The organism is Mycobacterium sp., from assembly GCF_035653355.1.
GTDB lineage: Bacteria > Actinomycetota > Actinomycetes > Mycobacteriales > Mycobacteriaceae > Mycobacterium.
This window is the reverse complement of sequence record NZ_DASRBZ010000552.1, coordinates 1-15889: the sequence shown is the minus strand read 5'-3', so window position 1 is coordinate 15889 and position 15889 is coordinate 1. Positions and strand designations below refer to the sequence as shown.

The 15889-nt window shown below is 65.6% G+C and carries 15 protein-coding genes; 5 read left to right on the top strand and 10 right to left on the bottom strand.

What is annotated here, in order from left to right:
• On the bottom strand, positions 1 to 2486 hold a 2486-nt coding region (locus tag VFA16_RS18925; RefSeq protein WP_324969293.1), incomplete at its 3' end, for a BTAD domain-containing putative transcriptional regulator.
• 119 nt (positions 2487 to 2605) lie between these two features.
• Positions 2606 to 3838 (bottom strand): serine/threonine-protein kinase, encoded by a 1233-nt coding sequence (locus VFA16_RS18920; protein WP_324969292.1) that lies wholly within the window; start codon positions 3836 to 3838, stop codon positions 2606 to 2608.
• A 168-nt stretch (positions 3839 to 4006) separates the two neighbouring features.
• On the opposite strand from VFA16_RS18920, the gene VFA16_RS18915 reads away from it, so the two are divergent.
• Positions 4007 to 4924, top strand: a complete 918-nt coding sequence (locus VFA16_RS18915; RefSeq protein WP_324969291.1) for a CoA ester lyase — start codon at positions 4007 to 4009, stop codon at positions 4922 to 4924.
• Between the two features lie 6 nt (positions 4925 to 4930).
• On the opposite strand, the gene VFA16_RS18910 is transcribed toward VFA16_RS18915, so the two are convergent.
• The 4 genes from VFA16_RS18910 to VFA16_RS18895 all read right to left on the bottom strand — a co-directional run bounded on the left by VFA16_RS18910 (position 4931) and on the right by VFA16_RS18895 (position 9161).
• Positions 4931 to 5719 (bottom strand): enoyl-CoA hydratase, encoded by a 789-nt coding sequence (locus tag VFA16_RS18910; protein WP_324969290.1) that lies wholly within the window; start codon positions 5717 to 5719, stop codon positions 4931 to 4933.
• A gap of 42 nt (positions 5720 to 5761) precedes the next feature.
• The gene (locus tag VFA16_RS18905; protein WP_324969289.1) at positions 5762 to 6337 is read right to left on the bottom strand and encodes a hypothetical protein; all 576 of its coding nucleotides are present in this window, start codon (positions 6335 to 6337) and stop codon (positions 5762 to 5764) included.
• An 86-nt stretch (positions 6338 to 6423) separates the two neighbouring features.
• The gene (locus tag VFA16_RS18900; RefSeq protein ID WP_422656560.1) at positions 6424 to 7857 is read right to left on the bottom strand and encodes a protein adenylyltransferase SelO; all 1434 of its coding nucleotides are present in this window, start codon (positions 7855 to 7857) and stop codon (positions 6424 to 6426) included.
• A 59-nt stretch (positions 7858 to 7916) separates the two neighbouring features.
• Positions 7917 to 9161, bottom strand: coding sequence for a hypothetical protein (locus tag VFA16_RS18895; protein WP_324969287.1), 1245 nt, complete (start codon positions 9159 to 9161; stop codon positions 7917 to 7919).
• Positions 9162 to 9314: 153 nt separating this feature from the next.
• Between VFA16_RS18895 and VFA16_RS18890 the strand changes: the two genes are divergently transcribed.
• Positions 9315 to 10703 carry a wax ester/triacylglycerol synthase family O-acyltransferase gene (locus VFA16_RS18890; RefSeq protein WP_324969286.1) on the top strand — a complete coding sequence of 463 codons (1389 nt, stop codon included), beginning with the start codon at positions 9315 to 9317 and terminating at the stop codon, positions 10701 to 10703.
• Between the two features lie 8 nt (positions 10704 to 10711).
• Here the strand turns inward: VFA16_RS18890 and fadD6 are convergent, their stop codons facing one another.
• From fadD6 to VFA16_RS18875, 3 genes are read right to left on the bottom strand one after another with little or no spacing between them, the layout of a single operon-like run.
• Positions 10712 to 12475, bottom strand: coding sequence for a long-chain-acyl-CoA synthetase FadD6 (gene fadD6 / locus VFA16_RS18885; RefSeq protein ID WP_324969285.1), 1764 nt, complete (start codon positions 12473 to 12475; stop codon positions 10712 to 10714).
• Positions 12468 to 12851, bottom strand: a complete 384-nt coding sequence (locus VFA16_RS18880) for a hypothetical protein (protein ID WP_324969284.1) — start codon at positions 12849 to 12851, stop codon at positions 12468 to 12470. The genes fadD6 and VFA16_RS18880 overlap by 8 nt, the downstream gene beginning before the upstream one ends.
• A 45-nt stretch (positions 12852 to 12896) precedes the next feature.
• Complete coding sequence (locus VFA16_RS18875; protein WP_324969283.1) at positions 12897 to 13463, bottom strand: hemerythrin domain-containing protein; 567 nt, start codon at positions 13461 to 13463, stop codon at positions 12897 to 12899.
• A 296-nt stretch (positions 13464 to 13759) separates the two neighbouring features.
• Here VFA16_RS18875 and VFA16_RS18870 point away from each other — a divergent pair, with 296 nt between their 5' ends.
• From VFA16_RS18870 to VFA16_RS18860, 3 genes are all read left to right on the top strand, one after another.
• Positions 13760 to 14047 (top strand): WGxxGxxG family protein, encoded by a 288-nt coding sequence (locus VFA16_RS18870; protein ID WP_324969282.1) that lies wholly within the window; start codon positions 13760 to 13762, stop codon positions 14045 to 14047.
• A 95-nt stretch (positions 14048 to 14142) separates the two neighbouring features.
• On the top strand, positions 14143 to 14499 hold the full coding sequence (locus VFA16_RS18865) for a DUF488 domain-containing protein (protein ID WP_324969281.1): 357 nt from the start codon (positions 14143 to 14145) through the stop codon (positions 14497 to 14499).
• Between the two features lie 33 nt (positions 14500 to 14532).
• Positions 14533 to 15174: a GNAT family N-acetyltransferase gene (locus VFA16_RS18860; RefSeq protein WP_324969280.1), complete on the top strand. Its 642-nt coding sequence runs from the start codon at positions 14533 to 14535 to the stop codon at positions 15172 to 15174.
• Here the strand turns inward: VFA16_RS18860 and VFA16_RS18855 are convergent.
• Positions 15168 to 15889 (bottom strand): DUF190 domain-containing protein (locus tag VFA16_RS18855; protein ID WP_324969279.1); only part of this gene is annotated, 722 nt, incomplete at its 5' end. The genes VFA16_RS18860 and VFA16_RS18855 overlap by 7 nt on opposite strands.

The following is a 15889-nucleotide window of genomic DNA, read 5'->3' as shown; positions in this document are numbered from 1 at the left end:
TCGAAATAGTGGTAAGCCAGTTCGGCCAGCAGCTCGTCGTCTGCGCCGGGCTGGGTCTCCAACGTCGCGGCGATGCGTTGGTGTAGCCGCATGCGGCGCACCGATGCCAGCTCGGCTAGCAGCGACTGTCGGACGATGGCGTGGTTGAACCGGTACCGACCGCCGGGCTCTTCAATGACGATGCCCGCCTTGCACGCCTCGTCGAAGGCGTCGACCAAATCCTGGCCGACCACCCGCTCGACCAGATCGAGGGCGAACCTGCTGCCGACGACCGCTGCCGCGCCAAGCGCCTTATTGGTCTCCGTTGGAAGCCGGGAAAGTCTGCGGCTCACCGCTTCTCGAACACCTTGGGGCAACGTACTGGGATCCCAAACTCCGCCGCTTTCGTCGACATGGCGCAGCGCCTCGATGAGGAAGAACGGGTTGCCCCCGGTGACCGACGCCAACGCCCGGGCGAGCTCTTCGTCGTCGTAGCCGGCCTCGGCCACATATGTGGTCACGTCATCCTCGTCGAGTCCGCTGAGCGCAAGACGGTTAGCGGTGCTGTCGCGGTGCAGGTCGGCGAGCATCGCCGCCAGCGGATGAGAGCGGTCGAGGTCGGTGCTGCGGTATGTCCCGACGACCTGCACGCGGGCGTGCTCGCCGAAACGCAGGAGATGCCGCAACAACAGCAGTGTGGGCTTGGCCGCCCAGTGCAGGTCGTCGAGGATCAGGACGACGGGCGCGCTCGCCGAAGCGAGTTCCAACAGCGCGACGACGGCGTCGAAAAGTGCGTAGCGTTCGGTCTCCGGGTCGGCGCGGGTCGGCGCGGTCACGTCGGGCAGCACATCGGTCAGCCCGGGAACCAGGGCAAGCAGCGCTTCGACGCCGCGCAGCCCCCGCAGCCGACTGGCACCGAGGCACGGCATGAGCGAGCGCAGGGCTTCGGCGAAGGGCTGATACGGCGCGCCGAGATCTTCGTCGCAACGGCCGTACAGCACGATCGCGCCTTGCTGGTAGGCCTGCCGTGACCATTCGCCGGCCAAGCGTGTCTTGCCAACTCCCGGCTCGCCGGCGATCAGCACCGCATGCATGCCGCCCGCGAACACGGTCTGCCACGCCGACACGAGTCGTTCAAGCTCACGGCCGCGTCCGACGAACGGTCCGGGACCGGTCAATACCGCGGGGAGCGCGGGGCGCTCAAGAGGCGCATCGCTTGTCTCGGCAGGCGGTTCGGCGGGTTCGAGCCGCAGCTCGAAAACATGCTCCGGGCGCGCCAGGTTCTTGAGCTGACGCATCCCAAGGTCGACCAATACGACATCGTCGGGCAGCGAGTCGATGACGAGCTCGGCCGTCGCACCCGAACACAGAATCTGGCCACCCGTCGCCAACGACCGCAGGCGTGCGGCACGGTTGACCGCCCGTCCGAAGTAGTCGCCGTCGCGCAGCTCTGCCTCGCCGGTATGCAATGCCGCCCGAACTCGCATCGGCTCCCGCAGTGCCCACGGCTCGTGAAGGATCGCGTCCTGCAATTCGATCGCAGCGGCGGCGGCGGCCGACGGCCGGTCGAAGACCGAAAACGTGGCATCGCCCTCGCCGCGCGTCTTGATCAGCCGCCCACCGCGCGACGTGACGACCTGCTCGACAAGCTCGTCGTGGCGGGCGAGCGCCACCGCCATCGCCTCTGCGTCCGCTTCCCAGGCAGCGGTCGATCCCTCTATGTCGGTGAGCAAGAATGTCACCGTGCGCGTCACCGACGGAACATGTTGTGCCACAGGCATGTCCAGCGCAGCATCCTGGGCGACGATCGCGGACTCCAGCCGCCGAAGTTCTGGCCCGGGATCGACGCCGAGCTCCTCGACCAGCAGCGACCGCACCCGTTGGTAAGCGCCCAGGGCTTCGCCCTGCCTGCCGGCGCGATAAAGCGCGAGCATCAGCTGACCCCATCGCCGCTCGCGCAGCGGCGCGTCGGCGACCGCGGCTTCAAGCTCGCCGATGATCTCCGCGGCCCGGCCCGTCGCGAGCAGCGCATCAGCCCGGTCCTCGACCAGCGCCGCATGGCCCTCGGCCCAGCGCGTTTTCTCCGATATTCCCCGGCGGGAATCGGGCAGCTCGGGAGTTCCGCGCCAGAGCGCCAGCGCCTCGTCGAAGCGGACCGTGGCTTGGCTTGCGTCGCCGGCGGCTGCGGCATCTCGGCCCGTCTTGGTGGCCTGTTTGTACCGCGAGGCATCGGTCTCGACCTCGTTGAGGATCCAGCCCGTTCCCTGCGTCAAAACGAAGCCGTCGCCCAAGGTGCGCCGCAGCGAGGAGATATGGGTCTGGAGGGCCTTTGCTGCGGTGCGCGGCGGATCGTCGCCCCATAGGAGTTCAATCAGCGATTCGGTCGATACCACCGAACCGCCGTGCAGGCCGAGCATCGTGAGGATGGCGCGCGGTTTGGCGCCCGGGATGGTGACCGGGGCGCCGTCTCGCCGGACCTGGAGAGGGCCCAAAACCCCCAGCTCCACCGCTAGAAGCGTACTCACATCGCAATCGTCAGCAGGACGATTCAACACCCGGTCAAGAAAAAGTAAAGGCGTCTGGCTCCGTGCAGGCGTCGATCGCCTGACTGCAGCTGCGAGCGGACTCAGTCACCCTGCCACTTGCCCTTGCCCTTTCCGGGATGCCGCGGCGGCGGTGGCGGCTCTGGGGCGGGCGTCGTTGTTGACGGCGTGGTCGTGGTGGTGGTTGCGGTCGGTATCGGCGTGGTGGTGCTGGTTACGCCGGTTACTGGTGTCGGCGGCGACGAAAACGGCTGATCAAGCGCGAGTAGGAGCACCGCCAGCACGAGGGCGACCACAAGGGCGCCAGCCGCCCACAGTTTGCGCGCCCGACTGGTCCCGGGGCTGGCGGTGACGAGCGGGGCGTAGGTCGGCGTGGGTGGCGGCGCGTTGGTCGGCGGTGGCAGCGGCGCGTCAAGCACCCGGGTAGCGGGCCGCACCGGCGGCACCGGGAGCTTTGGCCGCTCTGGCGGCACCCGGACCTCGGGCGGCGCCGGAGCCGCCGGCGGCGGCTCACCGCCCAAAAGGGCGGCGCGCATCTCCCGCGCGCTGCCGAACCGTTGCACGGGGTCGCGTGCCATGGCCCGTTCGATCACGGCCGCCAGCTCAGGCAACACATCCGGCCGCAGTGCGGCGATGGGTGGCGGTTGCTCCGTGAGGATGGCATGCGCTAATGCGCCGATCTCTTTCTGGATAAAAGGTCGGCGACCGGTCAGCGCCTCATAGCCGACCACACCGACGGCGTAGATGTCGTCGGATACGGTCGCCGACCTTCCCGATATTCGCTCCGGGCTGAGGTAGGCGAGCGTGCCGACGATCTGTCCCGTCAGGGTGTACGCCGCCTCGGCGGTCTTGGCGATGCCGAAGTCCGTGACCTTCACACCGCCAGATCCGCTGAACAGGATGTTTCCTGGCTTGATGTCGCGGTGCAGAATTCCGGCATCGTGGGCCAGCGCTAATCCTTCGAGGACGTCGGCGAGCACATCACGCACCAATGGTTGGGGCAGCGGGCCCCCGGCGATCTCGTCGGCCAGCGAAGCGCCGGGTAGTCGCTCCATCACGATGAAGGGAGTGCCGTTGTACTCGCCGCAGTCGTGCACAACCACGATGTGTGGACTGGCCAGCGCGCCAGCTGCTCGGGCCTCGGCTTCAAAGCGCAGCCGTTTCTCGGTCAAGTCGGTGAGAGCGGGATGCAGCAGCTTTACGGCTACCACCCGCCGCAGACGACGGTCCCACGCCTCGCGGACCTCCGCCATGCCGCCGCGGCCCAGGATGCCTCGCAGCTCGTAGCGGCCACCAATGACCTCGCCGGCCTCCACCGATAAAACGCTAGCCGCTCGAAAGAGGCGCAAGGGTCAGAACGCGGCACGCTCTGGCACGGCGGATCAGCCCCGCGGCACCTAGCTCGGGTCCAGGTTCGTTGAAGACACCGTTACGGTTGGGGATAGAAGTAACCACCCACGGAACAAGAGACGGCAGATCACTCGATGTACGAACAGATCGAGACCACCGCGCCGGATGCCGCTGGCTTCGGCTCACGCATCGACCCGGTTCTCGCCCGGAGCTGGTTATTGGTCAACGGCGCGCACCCCGACCGGTTCGACGACGCCGCGCGCTCTCCTGCCGACATCGTCGTGCTCGACATCGAGGATGCGGTCGCTCCCAAGGACAAGGCCACAGCCCGCGACCACGTCGCCCGTTGGCTTCGCGCCGGAAACAGCGATTGGGTTCGCATCAACGGCTTCGGCACCCCGTGGTGGGCCGATGATCTCGACGTGTTGACCGACACCTCGGTCGGCGGGGTGATGCTGGCGATGGTCGAATCGGTGGACCATGTGACCGAGACAGCCAAGCGATTGCCCAACGTGCCGATCGTGGCGCTGGTCGAAACGGCCCGCGGCCTGGAGCGCATCACCGAGATCGCTTCCGCCAAGGGCACTTTCAGGCTCGCCTTCGGCATCGGCGATTTCCGCCGCGACACCGGTTTCGGGGAAGACCCGGCCACGCTGGCTTACGCCCGGTCCCGCTTCACGATCGCCGCCAAGGCAGCCAACCTGCCCAGTGCGATCGACGGGCCGACTATTGGCTCCAACCCGCTGAAATTGATCGAGGCGACCGCTGTCTCCGCTGAGTTCGGTATGACGGGCAAGATCTGCCTTTCCCCGGACCAATGCTCTGTGGTGAACGAGGGGCTATCCCCGTCACAGGACGAAATTGCTTGGGCCAAAGAGTTTTTCGCCGAGTTCGAACGCGACGGGGGAGAGATCCGCAATGGGTCCGACCTTCCGCGCATCGCTCGGGCCACCAAGATCCTCGATCTGGCTCGTGCCTACGGGATCGAAGCCGCTGAGTTTGAGGACGAACCAGTTCACCGGCCCGCGCCATCGGACACCTACCACTACTGACGGCAGCTAGCGTCGACCCCAGGTTGCTGGACGCTTCTCAAGGAATGCACACATGCCCTCTTGGGCGTCGTCGGCGCGGGCGTTCATCGCCATCACGGCCTTCGTCAGATCGTAGGCTCGATGTTCGTCGAGCTCGATCTGTGCGTAGAACGCTTCCTTGCCAATGCCTACGGTCAACGGGCTCGACGCTGCGATGGCGTCGACGATCGCGCCGAGCTCGTCGTCAATCGTGTCCGCCGAAACCACGCGATTTACCAGGCCCCATTCGTGCGCGGTCTCAGCGGAGATCGGCTGGCCGGTAAGCAACATCTCCAGGGCACGCTTTCTGCCGATGGCGCGCGACAAAGGCACCATCGGGGTCGAGCAGAACAGCCCGATCTTCACTCCCGGAGTGGCGAAACGTGCCCCGTGGGTGGCCACGGCGAGGTCGCACGCGGCGACAAGCTGACAGCCCGCCGCTGTTGCCATTCCCTCGACCTTCGCGATCACCGGTTGGGGGAGGCGGTGAATGGTTTCCATGAGCTCGGTGCACACGTCGAACAGGCGCTGATAGAAGGGAACGTCGCGGCCGACCATCTCGCTCAAGTCATGCCCCGCGGAGAACACCGGTCCGACCGCGTCGATGACGATTACCCGCACGTCGGGATCCTCACCGAGCCGGTGCAGCGCCGCGATCAGGTCCCGCATGAGGTCGAGGCTGAGTGCGTTGCGCTTTTCCGGCCGGTTCAGGGTGAGCCGAGCCACTTGGCCGTCTGCGCGTACCAGCACAGGCGCGTCGGCCGCGAGCCCGCTCATGTAGGCGAGCATACGTCCGGCATCCGATGCCACGACTGCGAACTATTCGGCTGTGCCGCGCTCCAAAACGAGCGCTGCCACACCCAGCGCGATGAGACATATCGTCGCGCAGCAAGCCACCACCAGGCCGATGCCCAGTGAGTAGTGGCCGACGTTCACGTCGAAGGCCTCGCCGAAAATTCGTCGAAGGTTGAATGCGGCGGATAGGCACAAAGCCGAAGCGATGCCGGCTAGCACCACCACACCCACGGCCGCCTCCTCTCGGGGGAGCAGCCACAAATACGCGGCACCGGCGGCAACGACCAGGACCCCGATGACGGCGACCCACAAACCGCGATGACTTACCACATGTTCGAGCGACTTCGCGACGTAGCGCTCGAATTCCGGGTCATCTTGCGGCATGGTCACCGAAACGCCGCCCGCCCCGGACACCGAAATCTGCGCAATGCTGTTCGACCGTTCGCCGATGGTGATGCGACCCCAATCGAGAAAGACGGACACGAGCAACGTCAGCCCAGCGATCAGGATCGCCAGACCAACAATCCAGCGCGGGCTTCCGCGCTCGATACGAGCCTGGCCGGTGTCACGACGTAGCCAACGGCTCGGCATTTCCGTCACAAATCAATTGTTCTGCGCCGACGATGATCGCGGCAACGGCTGATCCACGTCCTCGGCAGAACACTCCTCGGCGCGGCCCCGCCGGCTTAAGTGCCGCAGAACGTGCGGTATGCGCCGAAATCCTCTGGCGCCGGGGAGGCGTAGCGGTCGAAACCCGGCCGCTCGACATACGGCGCGGTCACCGCGGCAAGGAGTCGGTGAACGGGATCGAGCTCGCCGGCTGTGGCCGCGGTCAAAGCCTCCTCGACCAGGTGGTTGCGCGGGATGTAGATCGGGTTCACCCGGTCCATCAATTCGGCGTCTGGCCCAAGGGCTCGCCACCGCGACATCCAGTCGTCGAACGCGTCGAGGTTGATGAACATCCCGCGCGCGGATTCGGCCTCACCACGGGCTGCCTGGCTGAGGTGACGGAAGAACGAGGTGTAGTCGACGTGGCTCTCCCGCAGCAGGTGGAGCAACTCGTCGGCCAATGCTGCGACGACGTCGGCCTCGATCTTTGCAGCCAAGCCCAGCTTGCCTCGCATGCCCGCCGACCAGGCGGCCTGGTACTGCGGGAGGAACGCGCCGAACGCCTTCTCTGCAAGCGCGAGCGCCTCGTCGTCGGTGTCCGAAATCAACGGGAGAAGCGACTCAGCTAACCGGGCCAGGTTCCACGCCGCCATCTCGGGCTGGTTGCCGTAGGCGTAGCGCCCCCAGAAGTCGATGGAACTGAAGACCGTCTCGGGGTCGTAGGCCTCCATGAAGGCGCAGGGCCCGTAGTCGATGGTCTCGCCGGAGATGGTCATGTTGTCGCTGTTCATGACGCCGTGGACGAACCCGACAAGCATCCAGCGCGCCACCAGCGACGCCTGGGCAGCGACGACGGCCTCGAAGAGTGCGAGGTACGGACGCTCGGCTGCGGCGGCGCTCGGATGATGGCGGGCAATCGCATGATCGGCCAGGCGCCGCAGCAGGTCGACATCACCGCTAGCCGCGGCGTATTGGAAGCTGCCTACCCGCAGATGACTGCTCGCGATACGGACCAGCAAGGCGCCGGGCAGCAGCGTCTCGCGCTGTACCGGGCGTCCCGTGGCCACGACCGCCAGCGATCGTGTCGTCGGTACACCCAGCGCATGCATCGCCTCGCTGACGATGTATTCGCGCAGCATCGGTCCAACGGCGGCTAGGCCGTCACCACCGCGTGCGAACGGGGTGGCCCCGGAGCCCTTCAGGTGGATGTCGCGAAGCCCGCCGCGGCCGTCGACCAGCTCGCCGAGGAGTAAGGCTCGACCGTCGCCCAACCGCGGCACGTAGCCGCCGAATTGATGCCCGGCGTAGGCCTGGGCTACCGGAGTGGCGTCGTCGGGAACGCGGTTTCCTACCAAGAAGTGCACCCCGTCGGACGTCCGCAGCCAGCCGGCGTCCAGCCCGAGCTCCGTGGCCAGCGGCTCGTTGAGCACGAGCAGCTGCGCGTCGGGAGGCGTCTCGGCTTGCCAGCGCACGGCCAGCTCCGGCAACTCGCGGGCGAAGCGGTCTTGCAGGACGACCGTCGTATCCGGTGCAACACTCACGTCACCAGGCTACGGACCCGCGACCGCCCTCAACGGTCCAGCAGCCCGGACTCCTCGAGCGCATGGTCCACGAATCGCTGCACCGGCCGCGAGCGGTAGAACCAGGTGTGGCCGCCGGGGTACCAACAGATCTCCGGTTTGCCCCAGTGCTGCCACAGCTGGGCGGCTTCTTCGCGCGGGTGGACCAAGCGGTCAGCGATCCCGACGTAGATGAAGCGGCCCCGCTGCGGCACCCGGGGAGTCAGCGAAAGCGGAGAGATCATCTGGCCGATCGGCTTGGCCAGTCCCAGCGTCTCACTGAGCGCGTCATAGTGGCTGAGGCCGGTATGACGGCTGACCAGTTCGACCAGATCGATCGGAGGAACACCGAGAATCGCGCAGGCCAGACCGTCGTCGAGGCTGGCGACCAGCGAGGCGAGGTATGCGCCGAGCGAGATGCCGTTTAGTCCGATTGCGGCGGGCCCTTGTGACCGGATCCACGACAGCAGGCGCCGGATGTCCCAAACCGCTTGCGCCGCACCATGAACGTCATCGAGTACGTCGGCACTAGGGAACGAGGTGCCCTTCGGTAGGCCGCGCGCACGAGGGCCGTGCATGGGAAGCACCGGAAGCACGACGTTCAGGCCAAGATCGCAGTGCAGATGCCACGCCCGAAACAACGCGAGATCAAGTGCGGCCCTTCCCATTTCGGCGCCGTGTATGCACACGAGCCATGGGCGCGGCTCACTGTGCCGCAGCATCAATGCGTACACCCGGTTGTTGCAGGCATAGCTAAGCCAGCGTTCTCGGCCCGGTTCGCCTGCATGCGGCTGATACTCACTAGGGAAGGACATGCGTTCGTAGGTGCGCCCGCGGCTATTGACTGGACTGATCGACACGCCGCTCGGTGGTGGGGGCGTGGCGAAAAACCCCTCGGGATGCTCAAGCCAGCCCCTTTGGCCATACAGGTCGAGTGCCGCGATCACCTCGCGATGGATGCGGTCCTGTGTCGGTGCGTCGGGCGCCGACCGCAGCATGTGAAAACCCAACAGGACGATTTCGTCGAGAAATGCCTGTGCCGCGAGCGTGATGCTGGGTCGTCCCACGGGAAGCTCGCCGGGCTGACGATCCAGATAGTCGGCCCACGACCGGGCGTAGAAGCCGCCAGTCCGGGTGAACGGCCCCAGCGCCTGCCACAGCGGACCCGTAACGGCGCGCCGCTGATCAGAAAACCCCCGTCCCCGGTGACCAGTGGGAGACGCCGCCGGGATTGTGTTTTTGGCCCTCTCCTCCATCTCTGCCCCCTACTGCCCGACTCCGGTCGGGCAAGAGATCGATGTCAACGAGCCTAATGACTGCCAGGCCACGAAGCCCGCGACTCAGGCAGGCCGGCTTTAGGCAATCACGAATTCGCGTCGGTGTCCGCTACCCGTCCCTAGGCTATGGACATGAAACGGCTCTCCAGCGCTGATGCGGCGTTCTGGTTTGCAGAAACACCGGGCTGGCATATGCATGTCGGCGGCTTGATGATTTGCGATCCGTCGGACGCTCCGGGCTTTTCTTTCGACGTGGTTCGCGACCTGCTGGCGAGCCGACTGCCGGAAATGCCGCAGCTGCGCTACCGGGTGGCCGGCGCGCCGCTGGGATTAGACCGACCGTGGTTTGTTGAGGACGCCGATCTCGACATCGACTTCCACATCCGCCGGATCGCGGTGCCGCCGCCGGGCGGCCGCAAAGAACTCGACGACCTCATCGGGCGGTTGATGTCCTACAAGTTGGATCGCGGGCGTCCGCTGTGGGAGATGTGGTTCATCGAGGGCGTCGCGAACGGCCGGGTGGCCACCCTGACAAAAATGCACCACGCCCTCATCGACGGCGTCTCCGGCGCCGGGCTCAGCGAAATCATGCTTGACGCCACCCCCGAACCGCGCCCGCCCGCCGACGAGCCGAAGGATTCGCTTGTCGGGGTCGGCATCCCGCGGTTGGAACTCCGCGCGGTCGGCGGGCTTTTCAACCTCGCGGTGCGGACGCCCTACCGAATGATGCGAATGGTCGAGCAGGTAGCGCGTCAGCAGCTAGCGGTGCGTGGGCTGACCAACAAGCCGCCCCGCTATTTCGACGCGCCAATCACACGCTTCAACGCCCCGGTGTCGCCGCACCGGCGCATCAGCGGGAGCCGGGTGCCGCTCAACCGCGTCAAAGCGGTCAAAGACGCCTTCGCCGTGAAGGTCAACGATGTGGTGCTGGCGCTCGTATGCGGTGCCATGCGCCGCTACTTGGACGATCGAGAGGAGCTGCCGGACCGGCCGCTGCTGGCCCAGGTGCCGGTGTCTACCCGCCGCGAGAACACCGACGTCGGAAACCAGATCAGCTCAATGACGGTCAGCCTTCCGACCAACGTCCCAGATCCGGGTGAGCGAATGAAAGCCATCCACGCCAGCACGCAGGGCGCCAAGTCGATGGCGAAAGCCCTTACGGCACACCAAATTATGGGACTGACGGAAACGACTCCACCTGGGCTGCTGGGACTGGCGGCGCGCGCATACACCGCCAGTCGGCTCGGGCGAAACGTCGCCCCGATCAATCTGGTGGTCTCCAACGTGCCAGGACCCGATTTCCCGATCTACATGGCCGGGGCAGTGGTTGAAACGCTGGTGCCGATCGGCCCGCTGGTGATGGACGTCGGGCTCAACGTCACCTGCTTCAGCTACCGCGGCTCGGTCGACTTCGGATTCGTCACCACACCCGAGATCGCTAGCGACATCGACCAGTTGGCCGACGGCATCGAACCGGCGCTCTGCGAACTGGAGCACGCCGCCGGTATCGCCAGGAACTGAGCGGGTGGTCAGCTTTTCGGTCGGGAGCCGGCCGCTACTTCGCCGGGGTACTCGTCGTAGTAGGGGACATAGCCGTCCTCGCGACCTTCGAGCACATACAGCGGATCGGTGACGTCGGGCCCGTAGCCTTGCTCGCGCAGGGCGGCTTTTTTCTTCTTGAACGTCGGTGTGTGCTCCAGTGAATCGACGACTCGCACAAATAGCGGCATCGCATAGCTGGGGAGTTGCTCGTACACCGTCTTGGCCAGCGATGTGCCGTCTAACGACTGGCCCTCTTTCGGCACCACCGCCGCCATCCCGGCGCGCCCGTCGGCGCCCGGCACCTTTACCCCGAAGACCGTCACTGCTTCGACGGTCGGATCGGTCGACACCGCGGCTTCGACATCCGTCGTCGCGACATTCTCGCCCTTCCACCGAAACGTGTCGCCGAGCCGGTCGACGAACGCGGCATGCCGCCAGCCCTGTGGACGCATCAGATCGCCCGTGTTGATCCACGCGTCACCTTCCCGGAAAGCGTTGCGCACCAACTTCTTTTCGGTCGCCTCCGCGTCGGTGTAGCCCTCGAACGGCTGCTTTTTGGTGACCTTGCTCAGCAACAGCCCCGGAGCGCCGCCGCGGACCTTGCGCACTCGGCCCTTCTCATCGCGAACTGGCTCGCCGGTTTCTGGGTCGTACTCGACGAAAGCCACCGCGGTCGGGCAGACGCCGGCGGTCTTCGGGATGTTGAAGAGGTTGACGAAACCGGTGTTGCCCTCGCTGGCACCGTAGAACTCGAAGACCCGAGGGATGTTGAAGCGGGTGACGAACTCCTCCCAAATGTCGGGCTGTAACCCGTTGCCGCCGATGACTCGGACTCGATGTTTGCGGTCGGTGTCTTTGTCGGGCTGGTTGAGCAGGTAACGGCAGATCTCGCCGATGTACAGAAACGCGGTGGCGTCGTAGCGGCGTACTTCGTCCCAAAACCGCGACGCGGAAAACGACCGGCCGAGCGCGAGAGTAGCGCCGGCGCTGAGCACCCCCGACACCCCGACGGTCAGCGCACTGTTGTGGTACAGCGGCAGGCAGCAGTACAACGTGTCGCTGTTTTTTAGCCGCATGCCAAGGGCACCGGATCCGCCAAGCGCTCGAAGCCACCGGTAATGCGTCATCACACTGGCTTTCGGTGCGCCGGTGGTGCCGGAGGTGAAGATGTAGAAAGCCGGCTCCTGCGCTCGCACCGACGACGTCACCGCCGGATTCTCGGTTGGCGCGTCGACGGCGAGTCGTTCGAGTTCGTCTGCGCTAAGCGTTTGGGCCACTTCGGCGCCGGATTCGTCGACGGCCCGGAGCAACGTGTCGTCGCCGATCAGTGCGGTGGCCTTGAGCAGCTCGACGCTGTGGGCGAGCACCTTGCCGCGATGGTGGTAGTTCAGCATGCCGGCGATCGCGCCCAGTTTCATCACCGCGATGATCAACAGCACTGTTTCGGGCGAGTTTTCCAGGATGATGGCGACGACATCGCCTCGCTTGACTCCGCGTGCGGCGAGCACGGCGGCATACCGGTTGGCGGTTTCGTTGGCCTGACCGTAGGTCAGGGCTTCGTCTTGGAATCGGATGAAGACGTCATCGCGGTGCCGTGCCGCGCGGTGCTCGAAGACCTTTCCGATCGAGGTCTTGGCCGACGGGCGAGTCAAAAACGCAGTCAACACCCCGCGCAGGATTACCGGTGCATCCATCAACAGACCGGGTAGCCGGACCGCGATATCGGTCAGCCTGACGGTGTCGTCAGCCATGGATTCGATTGTCGTGCACGCTGCTAAAAGTCCTGGCCCAGGCAAGTAGCCACGCTGCCTCGGCTGCCGCATCGACGAGGTACATGGGGCTGATTCGCCGGCGGGCCACATACACCAAGTCGATACCGCCGAGAGTGAGCGCGGTGCCGACGCCGAGGCGGCGGGCCTGGCGGACACTGGCGGGGTGCGCGCTGGAGGTCAGCTGTGCCGTGCCGATGCACACCATCAGCCCTGCGACGGTGTACACCAACCAGCGGTCTACCTTCGGTCCGAGCACCGCCTCGAAGCTGCGGAGATGGACCAACGGCCACAGTCCGCCCGCCGCATTGAATGCTCCGTGCAGCCTCGCCACCGGCAGCGCGCGAATGAGGGCCACCTGCAAAAGCTAGCGTGTAACGAGGCGAGCGGGTACCGCAGTCGGCTAACCGATGGCTTGCTGGATCAGGTCACGAGCGCGGTCGAGCATCGACGCGAACGGTCCGACAGCCAGGTTCAACTTCGCCGATTCAACACCGGGATGCGGCCGCGTTGGCGCGATGGCCTCAGCCGCTCGCACCGCTGTGCCCATCCGCTTGCGGTCGTCGGTGTCGAGCTCTCGCTGCAGCCTAGGAAATTCCTCCGTCTCTTCATGCTCGGCGTGGTCGAGCACTGCCTCGCGCAGCTTGGTGAGCTCGTCGATGAACTCTTGTGAGGTGACCTCGAGGCTTTCAATGCTCGACAGCAGCTCCTTCGCGTCGTGCTCCTCTTCCAGTCGCGCATCGACAATCGCGTCGCCGTCGTCCACCTCGCGGCGCACCCGGGGATGCACCACCATTTCCTCGGCTGTCTCATGCACGGCGAGCAACTGACGCAACGCCACGAACGGCTTCTCGCGTGCCTGTGGGTCCGAGGCGTGCAGCACTTCGTCGAACATGTCCTCAATGAGGTCGTGCTGTGCCTTGAGGAAGGCGATTACTTCGTCAGGTGATTCGACAATCATGTCGGCCATGCTGAAACCTCCAGTGGTCGGGGGAGTCGAAGGCGCCAAGGGCTGTGCGCCGCTCGATGCCCCGGCATACCCCGCGCGGCATCTTGCCCAAACGCCTCCCCGCGAGCGACGCCGAATAGGTAGCCAGCAGGGATAGAACCGCGGCGGCCAATGTTTGCGAGAAGTTGCCGCAGGGTACAAGGGACGTGCGTTCGACCTTGAACCTCGGGCTTTCTCTGTCGTTCGTGCCTGAAGATCAGCCACTTTGTCCTATCGATTTTCCGGCACTCTAATTACCTGTTACCTGGAGGATGTTTATGCGTAAGACCATTGCTGCCGTTTCGGCCACGGGGGCGCTGTTGTTCGGCGGTGCTGGGGTGGCGAATGCCACCGTGCAGAGCGCGCCCGTCCCGTCGTCTACCACGACGACGGTGGCGCAACCAGACAACAATCAGAACAACCAAAAGAGCGACCACACCGGCTTATGGGGCTTGGTCGGCCTGCTCGGCTTGGGTGGACTTGCCGGACTGATGCGCCGCAAGGAGACATTTCCCGCTGCCGGCGCTGCAGGGCCCGGCACCCGCGGCCAGACGCCGCGTGCCTAGCTGAACCCGACGGAGGCCCCGCCTAGTGCTTACTCAAGCACTGGTGGGGCCTTCGAGCGGTTCAATTCACGCGCGCCCGTCGCTACCCTGACCGCATGAGCGCCAAGAGGCGAATCCGGGTGGCGCGGGTCTATGACGAGCCAGGCGCTGACGACGGGCAACGCATCTTGGTGGACCGGGTATGGCCGCGTGGGTTCCGCAAGGATGATCCGCGGGTCGGCACCTGGCTGAAAGATGTCGCGCCGTCGAACGAACTGCGCCGATGGTACGGCCATAAGGCTGAGCGTTTCGACGAGTTCGCGTCGCGCTACGAGAAAGAACTGCAGGGCAGTGACGCGCTGGAGGAACTGCGCAAGCTGACCAAGCGTGGGCCCGTGACGCTGGTGACCGCCACCCGCGATCCGCAAGCCAGTCAGGCGGCCGTGCTGGCGAAGCTGCTTAGGGGCCGGTGACCAGCACCGGCTTCGGTAGGCTCGCTGCTTAGCATGACCGAGACCGAACGAATCCTGCCGCGGGAGTTGACCGACGACCTTCCCGACGAGGTCCGCACCCTTCCACCGCCGCCGAGCGCGCTCGAACTGCCCGAACCATACGCTATGCGCCTCGCTGATCCTGACGTCGACGCGGAGATGATCGCGGAGTGGATGAATCAACCGCTGCTGGCCGACGCGTGGGAATCTGCCTGGCCTACGTCGCGTTGGTATCGCCACTTGCGTGCTCAACTCGACGGCAGCTATTCTCGGCCGTTCATCGGCAGCCTTGACGGAATAGACGGAGCCTACTTCGAAGTTTATTGGGCCGCAAAAGATTCCATCGCGACGCGCTATGAAGCCGACCCCTACGATGTGGGCGTGCACGCCGCGGTGCCGGACTCGAGGGTCTTGAAAAAGGGAATCGTGCAATCCTTGCTGCCACACCTCGTCTTAAGCGTGCTCAGTTACGAACCACGCTGCCGCCGAATCATGTTCGACCCCGACCACCGCAACCAGATGGGGCGCCGGTTCTGTGAGCGCGCCGGCTGCGTATTTCTCGGCGAACATGACATGCCGAATCGGCGCATGGCGCTGTACGCACTGCCGCGCTCACCCGAGGACGTGCGGCGGCTGCGGGCGCAGCCTGGTCAGTAGTCGTAGCTCGCTAGGTGCATACCGCCGGGGCGGCGTGATCCGTCGACTGACACCACCGCAGGAACCATTTCGCTTGTCACGAGCCCATGTCCGGCCGTCAACTCGTCGACGATGTCGAAACTGCGGGCGATCCACTCCGGTTTGTCGATGATGATCGTGCACACCGGCACCCGCCGGGCCAGCTGAAACAGCTTGTCGCCGTGCGGTTTGTGGTCACCGTGAAATCCCCAGATGCCGCGCAGCACCGTCGCGCCGCTGGCCATGCCCGACTCCAGCAGCTGGCGGACCAGCGCGCGGTGAATCGGCAAACCGCCATGCCCGGCGGCTTCGCTGGTGTGCACCATCAGCTTCTGCCACACCGGGCGTCCCCGCGTGTCGGTCGTCGGCAGCCGGTGCGGTCGCGCCAACAACGCCCCGTCGCGCTTGCACACCCGCACCCGCTCGACGGTCAGCAACGGCTTGGGTACGGTCGCGCTGAGTTCGGCGACCGCGGCCGAAACCTGCGCCGCCGTCCCGATCGAGATGATCATCAGCGGCACATTGACATTGCGGCTGAAGAACCGGGCCCGGTAGCGCGCACCGTGCGCGGTGCCGTCGACCCCGAGAAACACTGCGGCCCCGGCGAATCCGCACCGATACAGCAGATCGCACACCGCACGGTAGGCCGGCATTCCGTCCACCCGCTCCTGACGGCCCACATAGATCGTGAGCTTGA

Excerpts from the sequence above, each read along its gene's own strand:
- VFA16_RS18870 (WP_324969282.1), top strand. The coding sequence starts at position 13,760 with ATGCGTAAGACCATTGCTGCCGTTTCGGCCACGGGGGCGCTGTTGTTC.
- VFA16_RS18860 (WP_324969280.1), top strand. The coding sequence starts at position 14,533 with ATGACCGAGACCGAACGAATCCTGCCGCGGGAGTTGACCGACGACCTT.
- VFA16_RS18875 (WP_324969283.1), bottom strand. The coding sequence starts at position 13,463 with ATGGCCGACATGATTGTCGAATCACCTGACGAAGTAATCGCCTTCCTC.
- VFA16_RS18895 (WP_324969287.1), bottom strand. The coding sequence starts at position 9,161 with ATGGAGGAGAGGGCCAAAAACACAATCCCGGCGGCGTCTCCCACTGGT.
- VFA16_RS18910 (WP_324969290.1), bottom strand. The coding sequence starts at position 5,719 with ATGAGCGGGCTCGCGGCCGACGCGCCTGTGCTGGTACGCGCAGACGGC.
- VFA16_RS18865 (WP_324969281.1), top strand. The coding sequence starts at position 14,143 with ATGAGCGCCAAGAGGCGAATCCGGGTGGCGCGGGTCTATGACGAGCCA.
- VFA16_RS18915 (WP_324969291.1), top strand. The coding sequence starts at position 4,007 with ATGTACGAACAGATCGAGACCACCGCGCCGGATGCCGCTGGCTTCGGC.
- fadD6 (WP_324969285.1), bottom strand. The coding sequence starts at position 12,475 with ATGGCTGACGACACCGTCAGGCTGACCGATATCGCGGTCCGGCTACCC.
- VFA16_RS18890 (WP_324969286.1), top strand. The coding sequence starts at position 9,315 with ATGAAACGGCTCTCCAGCGCTGATGCGGCGTTCTGGTTTGCAGAAACA.